Source organism: Nitratireductor indicus C115 (assembly GCF_000300515.1).
Classification (GTDB): domain Bacteria; phylum Pseudomonadota; class Alphaproteobacteria; order Rhizobiales; family Rhizobiaceae; genus Nitratireductor; species Nitratireductor indicus.
In genome coordinates, this window is record NZ_AMSI01000006.1 from 247,482 (window position 1) to 264,733 (window position 17,252).

The 17,252-nt window shown below is 62.4% G+C and carries 15 protein-coding genes; 6 read left to right on the forward strand and 9 right to left on the reverse strand.

The window, feature by feature from the left end:
* Window positions 1-24: 24 nt before the first annotated feature.
* The 5 genes from NA8A_RS11010 to NA8A_RS11030 all read right to left on the reverse strand — a co-directional run bounded on the left by NA8A_RS11010 (window position 25) and on the right by NA8A_RS11030 (window position 5,566).
* A complete protein-coding gene (locus tag NA8A_RS11010; protein WP_009756580.1) occupies window positions 25-789 on the reverse strand; it encodes an HpcH/HpaI aldolase family protein in 765 nt (254 codons plus the stop codon).
* Window positions 789-2,516, reverse strand: a complete 1,728-nt coding sequence (araD, locus tag NA8A_RS11015) for an L-arabinonate dehydratase (RefSeq protein WP_009756581.1) — start codon at window positions 2,514-2,516, stop codon at window positions 789-791. The genes NA8A_RS11010 and araD overlap by 1 nt, the downstream gene beginning before the upstream one ends.
* 93 nt (window positions 2,517-2,609) lie before the next feature.
* Window positions 2,610-4,103, reverse strand: coding sequence for a tripartite tricarboxylate transporter permease (locus NA8A_RS11020; protein WP_009756582.1), 1,494 nt, complete (start codon window positions 4,101-4,103; stop codon window positions 2,610-2,612).
* Window positions 4,104-4,115: 12 nt separating this feature from the next.
* The gene (locus tag NA8A_RS11025; RefSeq protein WP_009756583.1) at window positions 4,116-4,571 is read right to left on the reverse strand and encodes a tripartite tricarboxylate transporter TctB family protein; all 456 of its coding nucleotides are present in this window, start codon (window positions 4,569-4,571) and stop codon (window positions 4,116-4,118) included.
* A 65-nt stretch (window positions 4,572-4,636) separates the two neighbouring features.
* Window positions 4,637-5,566: a Bug family tripartite tricarboxylate transporter substrate binding protein gene (locus NA8A_RS11030; RefSeq protein WP_009756584.1), complete on the reverse strand. Its 930-nt coding sequence runs from the start codon at window positions 5,564-5,566 to the stop codon at window positions 4,637-4,639.
* A 191-nt stretch (window positions 5,567-5,757) separates the two neighbouring features.
* On the opposite strand from NA8A_RS11030, the gene NA8A_RS11035 reads away from it, so the two are divergent.
* The gene (locus NA8A_RS11035) at window positions 5,758-6,963 is read left to right on the forward strand and encodes a mandelate racemase/muconate lactonizing enzyme family protein (RefSeq protein ID WP_009756585.1); all 1,206 of its coding nucleotides are present in this window, start codon (window positions 5,758-5,760) and stop codon (window positions 6,961-6,963) included.
* Here NA8A_RS11035 and NA8A_RS11040 read toward each other — a convergent pair.
* Both NA8A_RS11040 and NA8A_RS11045 read right to left on the reverse strand, forming a co-directional pair.
* On the reverse strand, window positions 6,947-7,969 hold the full coding sequence (locus NA8A_RS11040) for a LacI family DNA-binding transcriptional regulator (RefSeq protein WP_009756586.1): 1,023 nt from the start codon (window positions 7,967-7,969) through the stop codon (window positions 6,947-6,949). The genes NA8A_RS11035 and NA8A_RS11040 overlap by 17 nt on opposite strands.
* 247 nt (window positions 7,970-8,216) lie before the next feature.
* Window positions 8,217-9,086 (reverse strand): isocitrate lyase/PEP mutase family protein, encoded by an 870-nt coding sequence (locus NA8A_RS11045; protein ID WP_009756587.1) that lies wholly within the window; start codon window positions 9,084-9,086, stop codon window positions 8,217-8,219.
* Window positions 9,087-9,266: 180 nt separating this feature from the next.
* Here NA8A_RS11045 and acnA point away from each other — a divergent pair, with 180 nt between their 5' ends.
* Genes acnA through NA8A_RS11070 form a run of 5 tightly spaced genes read left to right on the forward strand, consistent with a single transcriptional unit; the run spans window position 9,267 to window position 15,692 of the window.
* Window positions 9,267-11,948, forward strand: a complete 2,682-nt coding sequence (acnA, locus tag NA8A_RS11050; RefSeq protein ID WP_009756588.1) for an aconitate hydratase AcnA — start codon at window positions 9,267-9,269, stop codon at window positions 11,946-11,948.
* Between the two features lie 49 nt (window positions 11,949-11,997).
* Window positions 11,998-13,011, forward strand: a complete 1,014-nt coding sequence (locus NA8A_RS11055) for a tripartite tricarboxylate transporter substrate binding protein (protein ID WP_009756589.1) — start codon at window positions 11,998-12,000, stop codon at window positions 13,009-13,011.
* Between the two features lie 12 nt (window positions 13,012-13,023).
* On the forward strand, window positions 13,024-13,488 hold the full coding sequence (locus NA8A_RS11060; RefSeq protein ID WP_009756590.1) for a tripartite tricarboxylate transporter TctB family protein: 465 nt from the start codon (window positions 13,024-13,026) through the stop codon (window positions 13,486-13,488).
* Between the two features lie 11 nt (window positions 13,489-13,499).
* The gene (locus NA8A_RS11065; protein WP_009756591.1) at window positions 13,500-15,023 is read left to right on the forward strand and encodes a tripartite tricarboxylate transporter permease; all 1,524 of its coding nucleotides are present in this window, start codon (window positions 13,500-13,502) and stop codon (window positions 15,021-15,023) included.
* 3 nt (window positions 15,024-15,026) lie between these two features.
* A complete protein-coding gene (locus NA8A_RS11070; protein ID WP_009756592.1) occupies window positions 15,027-15,692 on the forward strand; it encodes a GntR family transcriptional regulator in 666 nt (221 codons plus the stop codon).
* A 54-nt stretch (window positions 15,693-15,746) separates the two neighbouring features.
* On the opposite strand, the gene NA8A_RS11075 is transcribed toward NA8A_RS11070, so the two are convergent.
* Together NA8A_RS11075 and NA8A_RS11080 are read right to left on the reverse strand one after the other, a co-directional pair.
* Window positions 15,747-16,439, reverse strand: a complete 693-nt coding sequence (locus NA8A_RS11075; protein WP_009756593.1) for a fumarylacetoacetate hydrolase family protein — start codon at window positions 16,437-16,439, stop codon at window positions 15,747-15,749.
* Between the two features lie 17 nt (window positions 16,440-16,456).
* The gene (locus tag NA8A_RS11080; protein ID WP_009756594.1) at window positions 16,457-17,242 is read right to left on the reverse strand and encodes an SDR family oxidoreductase; all 786 of its coding nucleotides are present in this window, start codon (window positions 17,240-17,242) and stop codon (window positions 16,457-16,459) included.
* Window positions 17,243-17,252 lie beyond the last annotated feature (10 nt).

The window sequence follows — 17,252 nt, forward strand, 5'->3', positions numbered from 1 at the left end:
GCAGGAGGCCGCAGAAAGAGCCTCTCAGGCCCGGATTTCAGCGAGATTGGAGCGGGCTTTCGACGTGGCCATGGCCAGGTCCGAACTGACAGAAACCCACGAGAAGCCCGCTTCGAGAAGCCGCCGCGCCATGGCCGGATCGGTGGCCAGAACCCCGCACGGCTTGCCCGCCTTCCGGCATGCGCTGGCCGCTGAAGCAAGTGCTGCCTGCACCTTCTCGTGCCCCACCTGACCGATCAGCCCCATGCTGGCCGAGAGATCGCCGGGGCCGATGAAGATGCAATCCACACCGTCGACCGCCGCGATCTCGGGCAGTTTGCCGAGAGCGTTGATGGTCTCGATCTGCAGCGTCACGCAAATCTCGCTTGCAGCCTTGCTAAAATAATCGCTTACGCCGCCATAGCGCGCGGCCCGGTGCATTGCGGCGGCGCCACGGATACCGTGCGGCGGATAGCGTGTCGAGCGAACGGCGGCCTCCGCCTCCTCCACGCTTTCGATGAAGGGGAACATCAGGCTTTGCGCCCCGCAATCCAGCAACCGCTTGACGATGACGGGATCGTTCCACGGAATGCGCACCAGACTGGCGCTGGGCGTGCCGGCCACCGCCTGCAGGAGCGCCAACGTCTGCGGCACGTCATTCGGCGTATGCTCCATGTCGATTACGATGAAATCATACCCACAGCAGCCCATGGCCTCAGCCATGACCGGGCTCGTGCTCATCGTCCAGGTGCCGATCATGGGAGGATTGGCGTTGAGACCGCGCTTGAAGGTGTTGACTGGAAGGTCCATCAGAAAATCTCCGGTTCGGGCGTCGCAGCGCCGGCTTGAAGGAAATCGAAATCGCAGCCCTTGTCGGCTTGCGTCACATGCGTCTCGAACATGGCGCCGTATCCGCGGCCGTAATGGGCGGGCGGCGGTGTCCATGCGGCGCGCCGGCGCTCGAGCTCGGCAGGCTCGACCAGCATGTCGAGACGCCTTTCCGGCACATCGAGCACCACTTCGTCACCGGTTCGCAGCAGTGCCAGCGGACCGCCCACATGGGCCTCGGGCGCCACATGCAGAATGCAGGTGCCGTAATGGGTTCCGCTCATGCGGGCATCCGACATACGCACGATATCCGTGATGCCCTGCTCCAGAAGCCGTTTCGGCATGGGCAAGGCGCCCCATTCGGGCATGCCCGGACCGCCGACCGGCCCCGCTCCCCGCAACACGAGAACCGTATCCTTGTCGATCTGAAGCCCAGGGTCGTCGATATTGCGGGTAAGCTCACCATGATTGTCGAAGACAACGGCCCGTCCGCGATGCTGCAGGAGGTGCGGGCTGGCTGCCGAAGGCTTGATGACCGCACCGTCGGGCGCCAGATTGCCGCGCAGGACCGCGAATGCGGGTGCCTCCGTAACCGGCCGGTCGAGCGGACGAATGACCTCGTCGTTCCAGCATTGCGCACCGGCAATCGTCTTGCCCAGCGACTTGCCGCTGATGGTCGGAGCATTCAGGTCCAGCCGGTCAGAGAGCCGGGCAAGCAGCGCAGGCAGACCGCCCGCAAAATAGAAATCCTCCATCAGATACCCCCCGGCAGGGAAGATATTGACGAGCACCGGCGTGCGTCGGGCCGCCTCGTCAAAGGCGTCGAGCGACAAGTCGATACCGGCCCGCGCCGCCATCGCGACAAGGTGAATGACCGCATTGGTCGATCCACCGAGAGCGGCAGTAACTTCCACCGCATTGCGAACCGATGCCGGGGTGATGACCCTTGAAGGCTTCAGGTCGTCCCACACCATTTCCACGATGCGCTCCCCGCAAAGCGAGGCCATACGGGGATGCGCCGAATCCGCGGCCGGGATGCTGGTCGCACCCGGAAGCGTGAAACCGAGCGTCTCCGTGAGCGACGTCATGGTCGAAGCCGTTCCCATCGTGTTGCATGTACCGGGAGACCGGGTCGAGATACCCTCGACATCGGCGAGATCCTCGCCGCTTAGGCGACCACCGCGATAGGCATCCCAATATTTGCGTGTGTGCGTTCCCGCCCCCACGACCTCACCGCGCCAGCGCCCGTTCAGCATGGGACCGGCCGGACAAAAGATGACCGGAATATCCATGCTGAATGCACCCATCAGCAGCCCGGGCGTGGTCTTGTCGCAACCGCCCATCAGCACCGCTCCGTCAATGGGCAGCGAGCGCAGAAGCTCTTCCACTTCAATGGCCAGCAGGTTGCGATAGAGCATGGTGGTGGGTTTCACCATCACCTCGCCAAGAGACATCGCCGGCAGTTCCACCGGAAACCCTCCGGCACGAATGATACCCCGGCGCACGGCTTCGGCCCGCCCGCGCAGATGCACGTGGCAAGGGCTCAGCTCGCTCCACGTATTGATGATCGCGATGACGGGGCGGCCGACGAACTCCTCGCGCCGAAACCCCATCTGCTGCCCGCGCTGGCGATGGGCGAAGGCACGCATGTCGCTGGCGCTGAACCAACGCGCGCTGCGCAACTGGTCGGCGGTTTTACGTCTTTCCATATTTCGTCTCCGGAATGGCGGCGGGCCTGCGTGAAGGCCCGCCATCGGCATGTGGGGCAAGGGGCCGGAAGGTCCCGGTATGGCCAGAGCGTATCAGGCCGTGTTTTCGCGGGGGCGCCGCAGGCCGAGCAATATCGGCTTGGCCAGAAGCAGCGCGGTAACGATGAAGAGCACGAGTGCGATGGGGTGCTCGGTCAGGAAAAGCGTGGCATCGCCGTCGGTAATCACCAACGCCTGCCGCAGGCTGAGTTCCATCTGCGAGCCGAGCACAAGACCGATGACCATCGGCGCGATGGGCACATGGAAGTAACGGAAGAGAAACCCCACAATGCCGGCGGCAACCATCGTCATCACATCGAACATGCTGCTGCGCACGCCATAGGAACCGACGACGCAGAAGAAGACCACAAGCGTGAAGATGATCGCCTCGGGAGCCTTCAGTGCAAATGCGATGGCGCGGATCGTGGCCAGCGCGATGACCAGCATTGCGATATTGATGATGATCAGGACGATGAAGCTCGCATAGACGATATCGGGGTTCTCCACCATCAGCCGAACGCCCGGCGTGATGCCCTGGATGATGAGCGTGGACAGCATGATCGCCGTAACCGCATCGCCTGGAATGCCGAGCGCAAGCGTCGGCACAAGCGCCCCGCCTGTAACCGCGTTGTTCGCGGATTCGGCAGCGATGATGCCGTCCGGCTCGCCCTTGCCGAAACCATCCCCCCGAGGCGAGGTGCGCTTTGCTTCCGCATAGGAGATGAAGGCAGCGGTGGCCGCGCCGGTTCCCGGCAGGACGCCGATCACCGAACCGATCACGGACGATTTCAAAAGAACGCCAAGGCGCCCCTTCCATTCCCCAAGAGAGGGCAATGTCATGCGCGAAAACGCCGGCACGGCGCCAGCCTCCGCCCGTTCACCGGCGATGCGCGAGAAGACCTCCGAAAGGGCGAAGAGCCCCACCACCATCGACACGAGATCGAAACCTGCCGAAAGCGGAAAATAGCCGAAGGTGAAACGCAGGTCACCGCTGATCGGGTCGGAGCCGACCGCCCCGCACCACAAGCCTATCGCACCCGCAAGCAGCCCCTTGATCATGCTGCCGCGCGAAATCGTGGCAATGCACGTAAGCGCGAGGCAGATGAGGGCAAAAACTTCGACCGGGCCGAAATTGAGCGCGAAGGCGGCAAGCTGGGGCGCGAGCAAAATCAGGACCACGCAGGAAAACAACCCCCCGAAAACGGAAGCGGCGGTGGCCCAGCCGAGCGCATGCCCCGGTTTTCCTAGTTTCGTCATGGAAAAACCGTCGAGCACGGTGGCTGCCGACTGCGGCGTTCCGGGAGCATTGATGAGGATGGCCGCAATGGACCCGCCATAGATCGAACCGCAATAGACACTGAGCAGGAGCGCAATGGCCGGCATCTGCCCCATCACGAAGGTGAAAGGCAGGCAGATTGTGATACCGATGATCGAACCGAGGCCGGGGATTGCGCCGATCACGATACCGAGTGCGGTACCGGTGACGATCGCCAGCCAGACCATCGGATCGGTTATCAGCCAGAGGGCGGCTCCGAGGGCTTCAAACATGGGAGAGCTCGTTCAGATTGTCACGAACCAGGGCGAGGCTGGCAGCCCGATCTGGATCACGTAGGTAAATAGCGCCCAGACGGACACGGGCAGGACCACGCTCGCCAGGGGAAGCAGAACGGGGTTGCGAAAACCGAAGACCGCCAGGCTCAGGAAGGCGCAGGGCACGCTGGCGATCAGGAAGCCGAGCTGCGGTATGAGCGCCACATAGGTAACCACGATGGCCATGAAGGCGGCGAGCCTTCCAAGAGCCCATTGCTCCGCTTCCATCCCCTTGCGAAACGCCTCGAGCGCGCCCGCGAGCGCAAGCAGGATCCACAGTGCGAGAACGACCCGCGGAAAGAACATCATGGCGCGGGCACTGCCCGCCGAGCTTTGATAGCTCGGATCGAAACTGTGCCAAAGGAGCAGCCCCCCGGCTAACCCAAGGATCAGAAAGAAGCCTGAGCTTCGTGCGTGAGTTGTCATGTCGTTTGTCCGCTAAGGCAGGCGGCCGGAACCCTTCCAGCCGCCTGGATCAAACCATCTCGGGACTATTTCTTGATGCCGACGGCGTTCACGACGCCCTTCATCGATTCGTATTCACGGTGCACGAAGTCCGTGAACTCCTGGCCGATCATCGGGCGAAGATTGATGCCGATCTTCTTGGCCGACTCCTTGAAGGCATCCGAATTCACAGCTTCATCGCAAGCCTTGGTGAGCTGCTCTACGATCTCGCCCGGCACCTTGGAGGACACGAAGACCCCCGCCCAAAGCGAAAACTGCACGTCATGGCCAAGTTCCTTCATCGTTGGAACATCGGGCACTTCCGGGAGGCGCTCCGGCGACAGGGCGGCAATCGGCGTGACGTCATAGCGCGTCACGATGACCGGCGTATCCGCAAACAGGTCGATTGTGCCATTGGCGAGTGAAAGCATGGCAGGCCCCGCCCCCTTGTCGGGAACGTGCCGGCCTTCCAGACCAAGCGCTGCCGTGGAGGCGGCAGAAGCCAGGTGATTGATCGTGCCAGGTCCGGTGGAGCCGTAGGTGATCTTCCCCTTCTTCACCAGGTCGTCCACCGATTGCAGGGGACCCTTCTTGTTGGTGACGAGAACGAGATTGGACTGGTAGATGTTGCAGATCGGCTGCCAGGAATCGATGTTGTAAGGCAGATCGCGCAGGTGGTTCTGCACCGTCACCGGCCCAAGCGGCACAAAGCCGATGGTCAGCCCGTCCGGCTTCGCCGTCACGATTTCATTTGCACCGACCGTGCCGGCAGCGCCATCCGCGTTTTTCACCACCACGTTTCCGCCAAGCGCCTTGCCCAGCTCCGGCGCGAGCGCGCGCGCCACGGAATCATTTGTGCCGCCCGCGCTGAACGGCACGATCATCGTTACCGTGCTGTCGGGATAAGCATGACTGCTGGCCGACAGTGCAAGCACGGCGGCTGCGGCCACAAGCATGGATTTTCCGAGTTTAAGCATGTTCCTCCCTTTCCTCCTCGATACCGGGCTTGTCATTTCGTGAAGCCCGATGGTATCGATACCATCATCAGGGAAGAAGCCGCCGATTGTCAACGGCCATCTTCCCGATTGATGGCCGCAAAACCTGGGAGAGCCGTTCCGACGCTTCCCCGGAAAGGCGCCTGCACACTGATCCTGGGAGGGGTTTAGCTTTGGAAATCAAGGAAATCCGGACGCTGATACTGAATGATCGGCCCAATCAGCTCTGGCTGGAGATCGAGACCGACGAAGGCGTTACCGGGCTTGGAGAAACTTTTTTTGGAGCCCAATCGGTTGCCGCCTATGTCCATACCGTGGCTGCTCCCCATCTGATCGGCAAGAACCCGCTCGACATCGAAGGACACGCCCGCGCGCTCAAACCGCGTCACGGTTTCCGCAGCAACGGTGCCGAGATTCGCGGCAATTCCGCGATCGACATCGCGCTGTGGGATCTGATGGGCAAGGCGTTCGATGCGCCGCTCCACACCTGCCTGGGCGGCGCTTCGCGCAACGAGATCGCCGTCTACAACACCTGCGCCGGCTACAATTACCTCAAACCCTCCGTGCGCCTCGCTCAGGCCCGCTCGCTCGATTGGGGCGGCACGGAACAAGGCCCCTACGACGATCTGCAGGCGTTTCTGGACACCCCCGAAGACCTGGCCCGAAGCCTGATCGACGAGGGTTACACCGCCATGAAGATATGGCCCTTCGACCGGGCTGCGATGAAACATGGCGGCCAGTATATCGACCGGGAGGACCTTGAAGCCGGCATAGACATCGTGAGGCGCATCCGCAAGGCGGTGGGCGACAGGATCGGCATCATGATGGAATGCCATTCATTGTGGAACCTTCCGACCGCCAAGCGCATAGCCCGCAGGCTGGAGGAATTCGATCTGGAATGGCTTGAGGATATGGTCCGTCCCGACGATATCGGCGCGCTCGCCGAACTTTCAGCCTTCACCAGCACCCCCATATGCGCAAGCGAACTCATGGGAACGCGACACAATTATCGCGATCTTCTCGAAGCGCGCGCCGCATCGGTCGTGATGATCGACCTTACATGGTGCGGCGGCCCGACCGAGGCGCGCAAGATTGCCGCTATGGCCGACACCTATAGCCGCCCGGTGACCATGCACGACTGCACCGGCCCCGTGTCCTTCGCCTGCGGCGTTCATCTCTCCATGCACGCTCCGAACGCCATGCTTCAGGAGATGACGCGCGCCCACTACTCAAGCTGGTATCGCGACGTTGTCGACGGTTTGCCTCTGGTCGAGAACGGGCGCGTCATGGCACCGCAATCGCCGGGACACGGATTGTCCCTCTCAAAGGGTCTGCGCAAAAATCCCGGGCTGCAAGTTCAGGTCACCCGGCAGGAATGACGGGCGCCAGGCTTCCCGCGCCCGTGCTTTCACGCACGATGAGCGGCGTGTCGAGCACAACCACGCTGCCGGTCACATCGGCACCGGAAATCCGCTCCATCATCAAATTCGCCGCGCGTTTCCCAACCTCGTAGCGCGGCATCTGCACCGTGGTGAGGCTGGGATAAAGCTGCGAGGCGATGTCGTAGTCGCCGATACCGGCAAGCTTGATCTGTCCGGGAACGGAAATCCCCTGCCGCTGGCACTCGAAAAGTGCGCCCGCGGCGGGATAATCGCTCCCGAACACGACCGCATCCACTTCGGGATGGTCGCGCAGAATGCGCCGCATCGCTTCAGCACCGCCGGCAATTCCAATGGGCCCCTGTGCGGGTGCAAGCGTCAGCGCAAAATCGATCCCCCGATCCTGAAGCGCCTTGCGATATCCCTTTTCGCGTGTGCCAGCGCGGTCGCCGGATTCATAATTGCCGCGCACGAATGCAATACGCCGCGCACCCTGCTCGACCAGGTGATGGGTGATCTCCTCGCCGATCTGGAAATGCGAAAAGCCAACCGACATATCGATGGGCTTGTCGGAAATGTCCCAGAATTCCACAACCGGCGTTCCCATGCGCCGAAACATCTCGCTCGTTGCCGGCGAGTGCTCCGTCCCCGTGATGAACGCGCCCGCAGGCCGCCAGGAGAGCATCAGCCGAAGTAGATCTTCCTCGATATCGAGCGAATAGCGCGATGTGCCGAGCAGAATATGCATGCCGTGCTTGTCGAGCACATCGGTGATGCCCTGAATCGTGTCGGCGAATGTGGATTCGGCAATGCTCGGAACGATGATCACAACGGCATTGCTGCGGCTGGATGACAGAATGCCCGCAATCGAATTGGGGATATAGTTGAGTTCACGCATCGCCTCGTAAATGCGCTTGCGAAGGGCCGGCGAGACACTGTCGGGATTGCGCAGCGCACGGGACACGGTGATCGTTCCCACCCCTGCCCGTTCGGCGACATCCCTCATCCGTGGATGCCGCCTGGCCTCTGGATTTGCGTTGGACACGTCCGATTCCTCACAAGCCGTCGCGAGGATTTTCTACTACGCAACAAACCACCCATGCGCAAATCGAAGCGCACCGGCATATCAGAATAAGGAGGGCCGCAAGACCGGGATCACCATCTCGGGGCCACCGCCTGCAGCCGATGCATTTCCGGCCGAAGCGGCATCGCCGCGTGTTCGCATGGGCGTGAAAAATGAGGGATCAAGTGTCTTAGTCGGCCTCGCTGAAAGCGTAACGGGCTTCGAGTTGCTTGTAGAAATCGTGATTGACGGTCTCCTGCCGTTCCTTGAACGAAGCAACCATATGCTCAAGCCCGGCCGCGCTGCCATTCTCGCGGATCGCGGTGAGAACCTCGCGCATTGCCTTGACGGCGGCCTGAAGCGGCGCGTTCGCATAGATGATGCCGGCAAACCCCATCTCCTGCAGACGCTTCTGCGACAGGATGGGGGTCTTTCCGCCGATCACCAGATTGCAGATCTGCGGGCCTGGGCACTCAGCGCCAATGCGCGCAAGGTCTGCCTCCGCCTGCGGCGCTTCGACAAAGAGCAGGTCAGCACCCGCTTCGCGGAACAGATGGGCGCGCTCGATTGCCGCATCGATGCCGTCGGTCGCGATCGCATCGGTTCGTGCAAGCACAAGCGTCTCCTCGGATTTGCGCGCATCGACCGCAGCCTTGATCTTCCCCACCATCTCGCCGGCCGATACCACGGCCTTCCCGTCGAAATGGCCGCAGCGTTTGGGGAACACCTGATCTTCGAGCTGGATGGCCGAAGCGCCCGCACGCTCGAACATCTGCACGGTGCGATAGACATTCACCCCGTTGCCGAAACCCGTATCGCCATCGGCAATGAGCGCAATGTCGACCGCATCGCGAATGGTCCAGACATGGTCCGCCATCTCCTTGACCGAGATCAGACCGACATCCGGCTTGCCGAGATAGGTGTTCGTGACCCCCGCCCCCGTCACCAGAAGGGCACGGTAGCCGGTCGCCTCGATCACGCGGGCAGCAAGCGCGTTGGCAGCTCCCGGAATGAGTTCGCCGGCCGCGGGAACCAGAATCGACTTCAGGGATGGGCGCATCGGTCGCTCCTTCGCGATCTGAAAAACTCCGCCCCTTATTGCATACAAAAATAGAGTTTCAACACCGAATCTTTTGGAGTTGACGAGTCTCAAACACAAAAGTTACATACAATCCAGCTTTGGAGGAGGAGACGAGGCAGCGGCAATGCTGGCCTCGTCGCCCTAGGTCGAGGGTGGAGAATGGGCCTGCATACAAAATTGCCGAAAACGCTGAACGACGTTGAGAGAACGCTGCGTGTCGGCACGCGAGACTATCGATTTGTGTCGCTTGCAGCACTGCAGGACGCGATGCCGAGCGCGCGCATTGCCGAGCTGCCGGTTTCGCTCAAGGTCCTTCTGGAAAACCTTCTGCGCAATGTCGCCCGCGGTAGCGTCTCGGTGGAGGACGTGGCGGCGATTGCCCATGGCGGCGACGCGGGCGACCGCGAGATCTGCTTCCATCCGGTCCGCGTCCTGATGCCCGATTCTTCAGGCATACCTCTTCTCGCCGATCTCACCGCCATGCGCGCTGCAATGGTGCGCTCGGGCAAGGACGGCAATGGCGTCAACCCGCTCATCCCCGTGGATATCGTGGTCGATCATTCGGCAACGGCCGAATTCGCCCGCAGCAGCACCGCTCTTTCGCGCAACCTGGAACTTGAGTACCGGCTGAACGACGAGCGCTACAAATTCCTCAAATGGGCAGCCACCGCCTACGAAAACTTCCGCGTCCTGCCTCCCGGCAGCGGCATCGTCCACCAGGTCAATCTCGAATTCCTCGCACGCCCGGTCTGGAGCGAGGAAATCGACGGCGTGTTCTGGGCCTATCCCGACACTCTGGTCGGCATGGACAGCCATACGCCCATGATCAACGGCATCGGCGTTCTTGGCTGGGGCGTCGGTGGCATCGAGGCCGGTTCGGCCATGCTCGGTGAACCCATCACCATGCAGCTGCCCGAAGTGGTCGGCTGCCGCCTTAGCGGCGCACTGCGCGAAGGCGTGACCAGCACTGACCTCGTGCTCACCGTGACCGAGCGCCTGCGCAAGGTCGGGGTCGTCGGCCGGCTGGTCGAATTCACAGGGCCGGGGCTCACCGCTCTGTCCATTCCTGACCGTGCGACGCTTGCCAACATGGCCCCCGAATACGGGGCGACCATGGGCTTCAGCCCGATTGACGCCGAGACCATACGCTACCTGCGTGAAAGCGGCCGAACCGAAGCCGATGTCGCGCTTGCGGAAGCCTATGCGAAGGAGCAGGGCATGTGGGGCGGCGAGGACGAGCGCCGGACCTACACGCAGCTCATTGAGATCGATCTGTCTGAGATCGAAACCTCGGTTGCCGGCCCCCGCCGCCCGCAGGACCGGCGACGTCTGGCCGATGTTCCGGCAAGCTTCGGAGAGTTCTTCGAAGGCAAGGCCGTACCGAGCGCACCGGCGCCTTCCACCGGCGAAAAACGCCCGCTGGTCGATGGTGACGTCGTTATTGCCTCCATCACCTCCTGCACCAACACGTCGAACCCCTCCCTTCTCGTCGCCGCAGGACTTCTTGCGCGCAAGGCTCACGCCATGGGGCTGGAAGCGAAGGCATGGGTGAAGACATCCCTGTCGCCTGGGTCGCGCATTGTTGCCGACTATCTTGCTGCATCCGGTCTGCAGACGGATCTCGACGCCGTGGGTTTCAACATCGTCGGCTTCGGCTGCATGACCTGTGCTGGGGGTTCCGGCTCGCTCGCACCCGAGATCGAGGCCGAAATCCGGGAAAACAACCCGGTGGTGGCCGCCGTTCTTTCCGCCAACCGCAATTTCGAGGGGCGCACCCATCCTCTGGCGCGTGCCGGCTACCTGTGCTCTCCCCCACTGACCATTGCCTATGCGCTGGCGGGCAACGTGATGATCGATTTCGAAAAGGACCCGCTCGGCCTGACCGCCGAAGGGCGCGCGGTCTACTTGCGCGACATCTGGCCCGATGCCCATGAAGTGGCCGAGATCGTCTCGCGCCATGTGACGCCCGATCTGTTCGCCGCACGCAAGACGCGCCTTTTCGAGGGCGACGAATACTGGTCCCGGCTGGAAGCGCCATCCGAAGAGCTTTTCGAATGGTCGCCCGAAAGCACCTATCTGCGCTGCCCGCCCTTCTTCGACCCGGAATTCGTGGACCGGGCGCGCGGCACTCCCGATATTGCGGGAGCGCGGGCGCTTCTCGTTCTCGGCGACAGCATCACGACCGATCACATTTCGCCCGGCTCTGCCATCCCCGAGGACAGCGAAGCCGGCCGCTATCTCAAGTCTTGTGGCATCGAGCCCCACAATTTCAGTTCCTACATCGCCCGGCGCGTGAACCACGAAGTGATGATGCGCGGCACCTTCGCGAATCTGCGCCTTGTCAACGAAATGGCGCCGGGCCGAACGGGCGGCTTCACCCGCATGCAGCCGAATGGCGAGGAAATGTCCGTCTTCGAGGCCTCGCAGCGCTATCGCGATGCAAGAACCCCGCTGGTGGTCGTTGCGGGCAAGGAATATGGCACCGGCTCGTCCCGCGATTGGGCCGCCAAGGGAACCCGGCTTCTCGGGGTCAACGCCATCCTGGCCGAAAGCTTCGAACGCATCCACCGCTCGAACCTGGTGGGCATGGGCGTTCTGCCTTTGCAGTTCCGCCCCAATGAAAGCCGCCACACATGGAAACTGGACGGCACCGAAACCTATGGCATTCGCAATCTCGAAGAGGGTCTCAAGCCCAAGGCCGAGCTGAAGGTGACGGTGCACAGGGCAAACGGGGAGCGTGTCGACATACCGGTGATCTGCCGCATCGACACCGACCGCGAGCTTGAATGGTATCGCAACGGCGGCGTGCTTCAGCACGTCTTCCGGGCGATGCGCGATTAACGCCGCCGGCGCCCGGCCGCGGCAGAAAGTTCATTCGGGAGGAGAACCAATGACCGAGAACAACGACAAACTGCATCTCAAGCGTCGCAGCTTCATGATCGGAGCCGCAGCCGTCGGGGCTGGCCTTGCCATGCCTTCCCTTTCACGTGCGGCAAGCTGGCCCGAGCGTCCATTGACCATGATCGTTCCATCGGACGCCGGCGGCAGCCTCGACCGTACGATCCGCGGTCTCTCGACGGTCATGCAAAAGCATATCGGCCAGCCGATCCAGGTGGAAAACCGCCCCGGCGGCTCGTTCATGCTGGGCGTGCGCTATTTCCTCCAGCAACCGCAGGATGGCGATGTAATCCTGGCGCATGCATTGTCGCCTTACATCGCATCCTCGATCCTGTTCCATGACGCGCCCTACAAGATGGAGGACTTTTCCTTCATCAACGCCCATTGGTCGGACTGGGACGTGATCGCAGCCTATAAGGATTCGCCTTACCAGACGCTGCCCGATCTGCTGAAGGCCATCAAGGAAAACCCGAAAAAGGTCCGTGCCAGCGTCGTGACGGGTTCCAGCGGACATCTGACAACGCTTCTGATGCTCCAGCGCTCGGGCATTCCCATCGAGAACCTGAATCTCGTCACCTTCCAGGGCGGCGGTCAGGCACGACAGGCGATTGCCGGCGGTCAGGTGGATTTCATCGTCATCGCCGGCAGCGGCAGCGAAGGCATCCGCGACTTCATCAAACCGCTTGCCGTGGTTCGCGACACCCCGCATGCCGATTGGGATGCCCCTGTCCTCGGCGAAGCCACCAAGCCGCTCGGCCTCTCCCTCCCCGTTCTTCCGGGGTCCATGCGCGGCCTCGCCATGTCTTCGGGCTTCCGCGCCGAACATCCCGACCGCTGGGACATCATCTCGTCGGCCTACAAGGCGACTCTTGAAGATCCTGAATTCATTGAGTTCGCCGAAACCAACGCCATGGGCCACGACTGGCTGGGGGCGGAGGAGACCACAGCGAAGGTCATGGCGGTGCATGACGTGTTTGCGGAATTCAAGCCGCTCCTGCAGCGCTGACGGCGAACTGCCATGAAGCGCGTTCTTCGAAACCCCGGCAATCTTCTGGTTGTTCTGGGCTGTGCGGCGGCGACGATAGCCTATGTGCTCGACGCGCAGGCGCGGTCCCGCTCGATCGAGAACCTCGCCTTCATCGTGCCGCTCGCCGTCGCGGTTCTGGCCCTGTGCCTGCTCGTCCTCTTCACGCAGCAGGAGCCGGCTGAGAACGCAAAGACCAAGGGGGCAGAGAAACCCCGGGGAGGCGCGGCAAACGCAGCGCTTCCCTATTACTGCTTCGGCGCTTTCGTCGCCTATGTCCTGTCGATTCCACATCTCGGTTTCGATGTGGCGAATATGATTTTCGTGGCGCTGTTCGTCTGGCTGCAATCGCGCCGCCAACCGCTGCGCGCCCTCTTGTTCGGACTCGTTTTCGGCCTTGGCGCGGCTTGGGTCTTCCAGACCATCCTGCCCTACCGGCTCCCCATGACCCTGCTTTAGGAGCGGCTACGATGTGGCTCGACTTTTCGGCGATAGACGGGGCTCTGTCCCTTCTCGGCAGTTCCTGGACTGCCTGGGCGGTCGTCCCTCTCGGCCTGATGATCGGCCTCGTCTTCGGCGCCATCCCCGGCATGCAGACGTCCATGGCCATGGCGATCTTTCTGCCGGCCACGCTTTACATGGACTTCCTGTCGGCAATGCTTTTCCTGACCTCCATCTTCACCGGAGGCGGTTTTGGCGGTGGCATATCCTCGATCCTGCTCGGCATACCCGGCACGTCGACAGCGGTTGCCACGACCTTCGACGGTTGGCCGATGACCCAGAAGGGGCAGCACAATGAGGCGCTCGGCGCAGCGCTTTTCTCCTCCTGCGCCGGCATGCTCTTCTCCTACATACTCCTGTTCCTGACGATCGGTTTTCTTGCCAGCTTCGTCTTGAATTTCGGTCCGCTCGAAATGTTGATGGTGGCGCTGTGGGGCGTCACCCTGATCGGCATCCTCGGCGGCGCAAGCTTTTCCAAGGGACTGCTTGCTGGCCTCTTCGGCCTGCTGCTTGGAACCATCGGCACGAGCCCCATCGGCATCACGCGCGGCACGATGGGAATTCCCGATCTGCTGGACGGCATTCCCGTCGTACCGGCAATGCTTGGCCTGTTTGCGGTCTCCGAGCTAATCGGCCTGACCCAGCGCGACTATATCGTCGGGGCGGAAGGCGCGCGCAAACTGAGTTTCCGCCGCATCATCGCCGGCTTCGGCATGGCCATGCGCTATCCCGTCATTCTTCTCCAGGGCAGCGTGATGGGCGCCCTCATCGGAGCCATTCCAGGCGTAGGCTCTTCCGTGTCGAACCTTGCCTCCTATGCGGAAGCGCGCCGGCGCGACGAGAACCCCGGGAGCTTCGGGCAAGGGAACCCGAAGGGTGTGGTCGCCGCCGAATCTGCGAATTCGAGTTCTGAAGGCGGCTCGATGGTAACACTCCTCGCCCTCGGTCTGCCGGGTGGTGGCGGCACCGCTGTCATGCTGGCGGCCTTCGCTGCCCACAACATCACAGGCGGCCCGAAATTCATTCGCGACCAGACCGACATCGTCTATGCGATCATCCTGGGCAATCTCGCGCAGGCCTTCTTCCTGATGTTCCTGGGGCTGTTCACCATCCATTTCATCAGCGCGCTCGTGAAGGTTCCGATCCGCTATCTGACTGCCGCCGTGCTCGTGATGTCGGTAACCGGCGCCTATGCGCTGACAGGCAGCATGCTCGGGCCCTATGTGCTGGTAGCCTTCGGCGCTCTCGGCTGGATAATGCGCCGTTTCGACTATTCCATACCCGCCATGGTGGTAGGCCTTCTGATGGGCAGCCTTTGCGATACCAATCTGGTATATGTCTATCAGATCAGCGGCGGAGACTGGCATTACCTCTTCGAACGTCCCCTGGCCTTGGCCCTGGCCGTCCTTCTGCTGATCTGCGTAGCGGTCGTGCCGGCCCTGCGCTGGCTCAAGGAAACGCGCCGGCAAGCCGGTGCAAGCAATGCAGGATAGCGCATGACGGACAGGATGGAATCCGGATCGCTCGTGGATTTCGTTGTGGATCGGATCGAGAAAGCCATATTGCTCGGCGATTATCCGGCCGGAATGAAACTGTCCGAGCAGTCCCTCGCCACCGAGCTGGGCGTCAGCCGCAGCCCCCTGCGCGAGGCGTTCCGCCGGCTGGAGGGCAAGAAGCTCGTCGTGCGCCGTCATAATGCCGGCGCACGGGTGGCCGAGCATTCCGCCAAGGAACTGCGCGAGGTTCTGGAAATTCGCGAGGCGCTGGAAAGTTATGCTGCGCGCAAGGCCGCCGAAAACATGTCCGAGGAGGAGAAAGCGGCTCTCCTGCGCCTCGTCGAACAGCAGCGCGAATATGAGCGCCTTGGCACCACCGTCGACCGTAACCAGTCACCGGAGCAGGACTTTCATCTCTTCGTGATCCGCGGGAGCAAGAACGACCGCCTCTCCGACATGCTCTATGGCGATCTCTATTACGCACTGCGCGTTCTGCGCTATCGTTCCAGCGCTCATGCGGGCCGAAGCCGGCTGGCAATCGAGGAACATGCCGTCGTGGCCACAGCCATCGCGACCGGCCAACCGGAGGTGGCCGAACAGGCCATGCGCGTTCATCTGCGCCGTTCGCATGAGAACATGCTCAATGCCGAGCGGACCCGGAACTGAACCGCAAGACGCCACGCGACCGGTCGCAAACGTGACGCCTTGTATATTACCCCGTCAGGCGCTGACCCGGTTGGTGAGCTTACCGAGCCCTTCGATGGAAATTTCCACCACGTCGCCCCTTTCGAGACCACCGACGCCGGCAGGCGTTCCGGAATAGATCAGATCGCCCGGACGCAGCTCCACAAACTGCGACAGGGCAGCGATCACATCGGGAACCGCCCAGATCATTTGCGACAGATCGCCGGTCTGACGGACCGTGCCGTTGACGCTCAGCGCGATAGCTCCTTTCGCGGGATGGCCGATCTCGGAAACCGGATGAATGGGGCCACAAACGGCTGAACCGTCGAACCCCTTCGCCATGGTCCATGGCCGGCCGAGCTTCTTGGCCTCCGCCTGAATATCGCGGCGCGTGAGATCGTTGCCGATGGCATAACCCCAGACGAGATCGAGCGCGGAAGCAGGCTCGATATCGCGTCCGCCCTTTCCAAGCGCGACCACGAGCTCAGCCTCGTGCTCCAGCCGGTCGGTAAGCGTGGGATAGGGAATATCCGCCTCGCCCACCACCAGCGCGTCGGCGGGTTTATCGAAGAAGAAGGGCGGTTCGCGGTCGGGATCATGCCCCATCTCGCGGGCGTGATCGGCATAGTTGCGCCCGACGCAGAAAATGCGGCGCACCGGAAAACGCGCTTGCGATCCGGCGACAGGCAGGCTCGGAACCACCGGCGGTGAGATGACGTAATCGGTCATGTGTCGCTGCTCCAATGTCAGATATTGCGCAAAAGGCCGCCATCCACCCGCAAGCTCGTCCCGGTGATATAGCCTGCGCGTCCCGAGCACAGGAAACAGGCCGCATCGGCGAATTCGCGCGGGGCGCCATAGCGCCCCATGGGGATCGTCGCCCGCGATGCCGCGGCAACCTCATCCGCGGTCTTTCCGCTGCGCTTCGCAGCGGCTGCATCGAGCTGGTCGACACGATCCGTGTGAATGCGGCCCGGTATCAGCCCGTTCACCGTGACGCCGTCAGCCGCGACTTCCGCTGCAAGCGTCTTTGCCCATCCCACAAGGGAAAGGCGCAGCGTGTTGGAAAGACCGAGATTGGGGATCGGCTGAACCACGCCGGACGACAGAAGCACCAGAATGCGCCCAAATCCCTTTTCGCGCATATGCGGAAGCAGGGCAGTGGCGATGCGGATCGGCGCTTCGACCATGGTCTGAAACTGCGGCGCCAGGTTCTCTGGATCAAGCGAGGCCATCGGTCCGGGCGGCGGGCCGCCTCCGTTCAGGACCAGAATATCGGGCATCTCGCCGGCCTTCACCTGCTCGATGGCCGCTGCGACCGCCTCCGGATTGCCCAGATCGGCAACAAGCGTCGAAATCCGCCCCCTGGCCGTCGCGGCGATCTCTTCACGCACCGCTTCCAGCTTCTCGGCGGAACGCCCGCTGAGAATGACATTCGCCCCCTCGGCAGCAAGTCCCTCCGCAATGGCGCGGCCAAGCCCGCCGGAAGCACCGAAGACCAGGGCGGTGCGGCGGTCGAGTTCAAGATCCATCATACTCTCC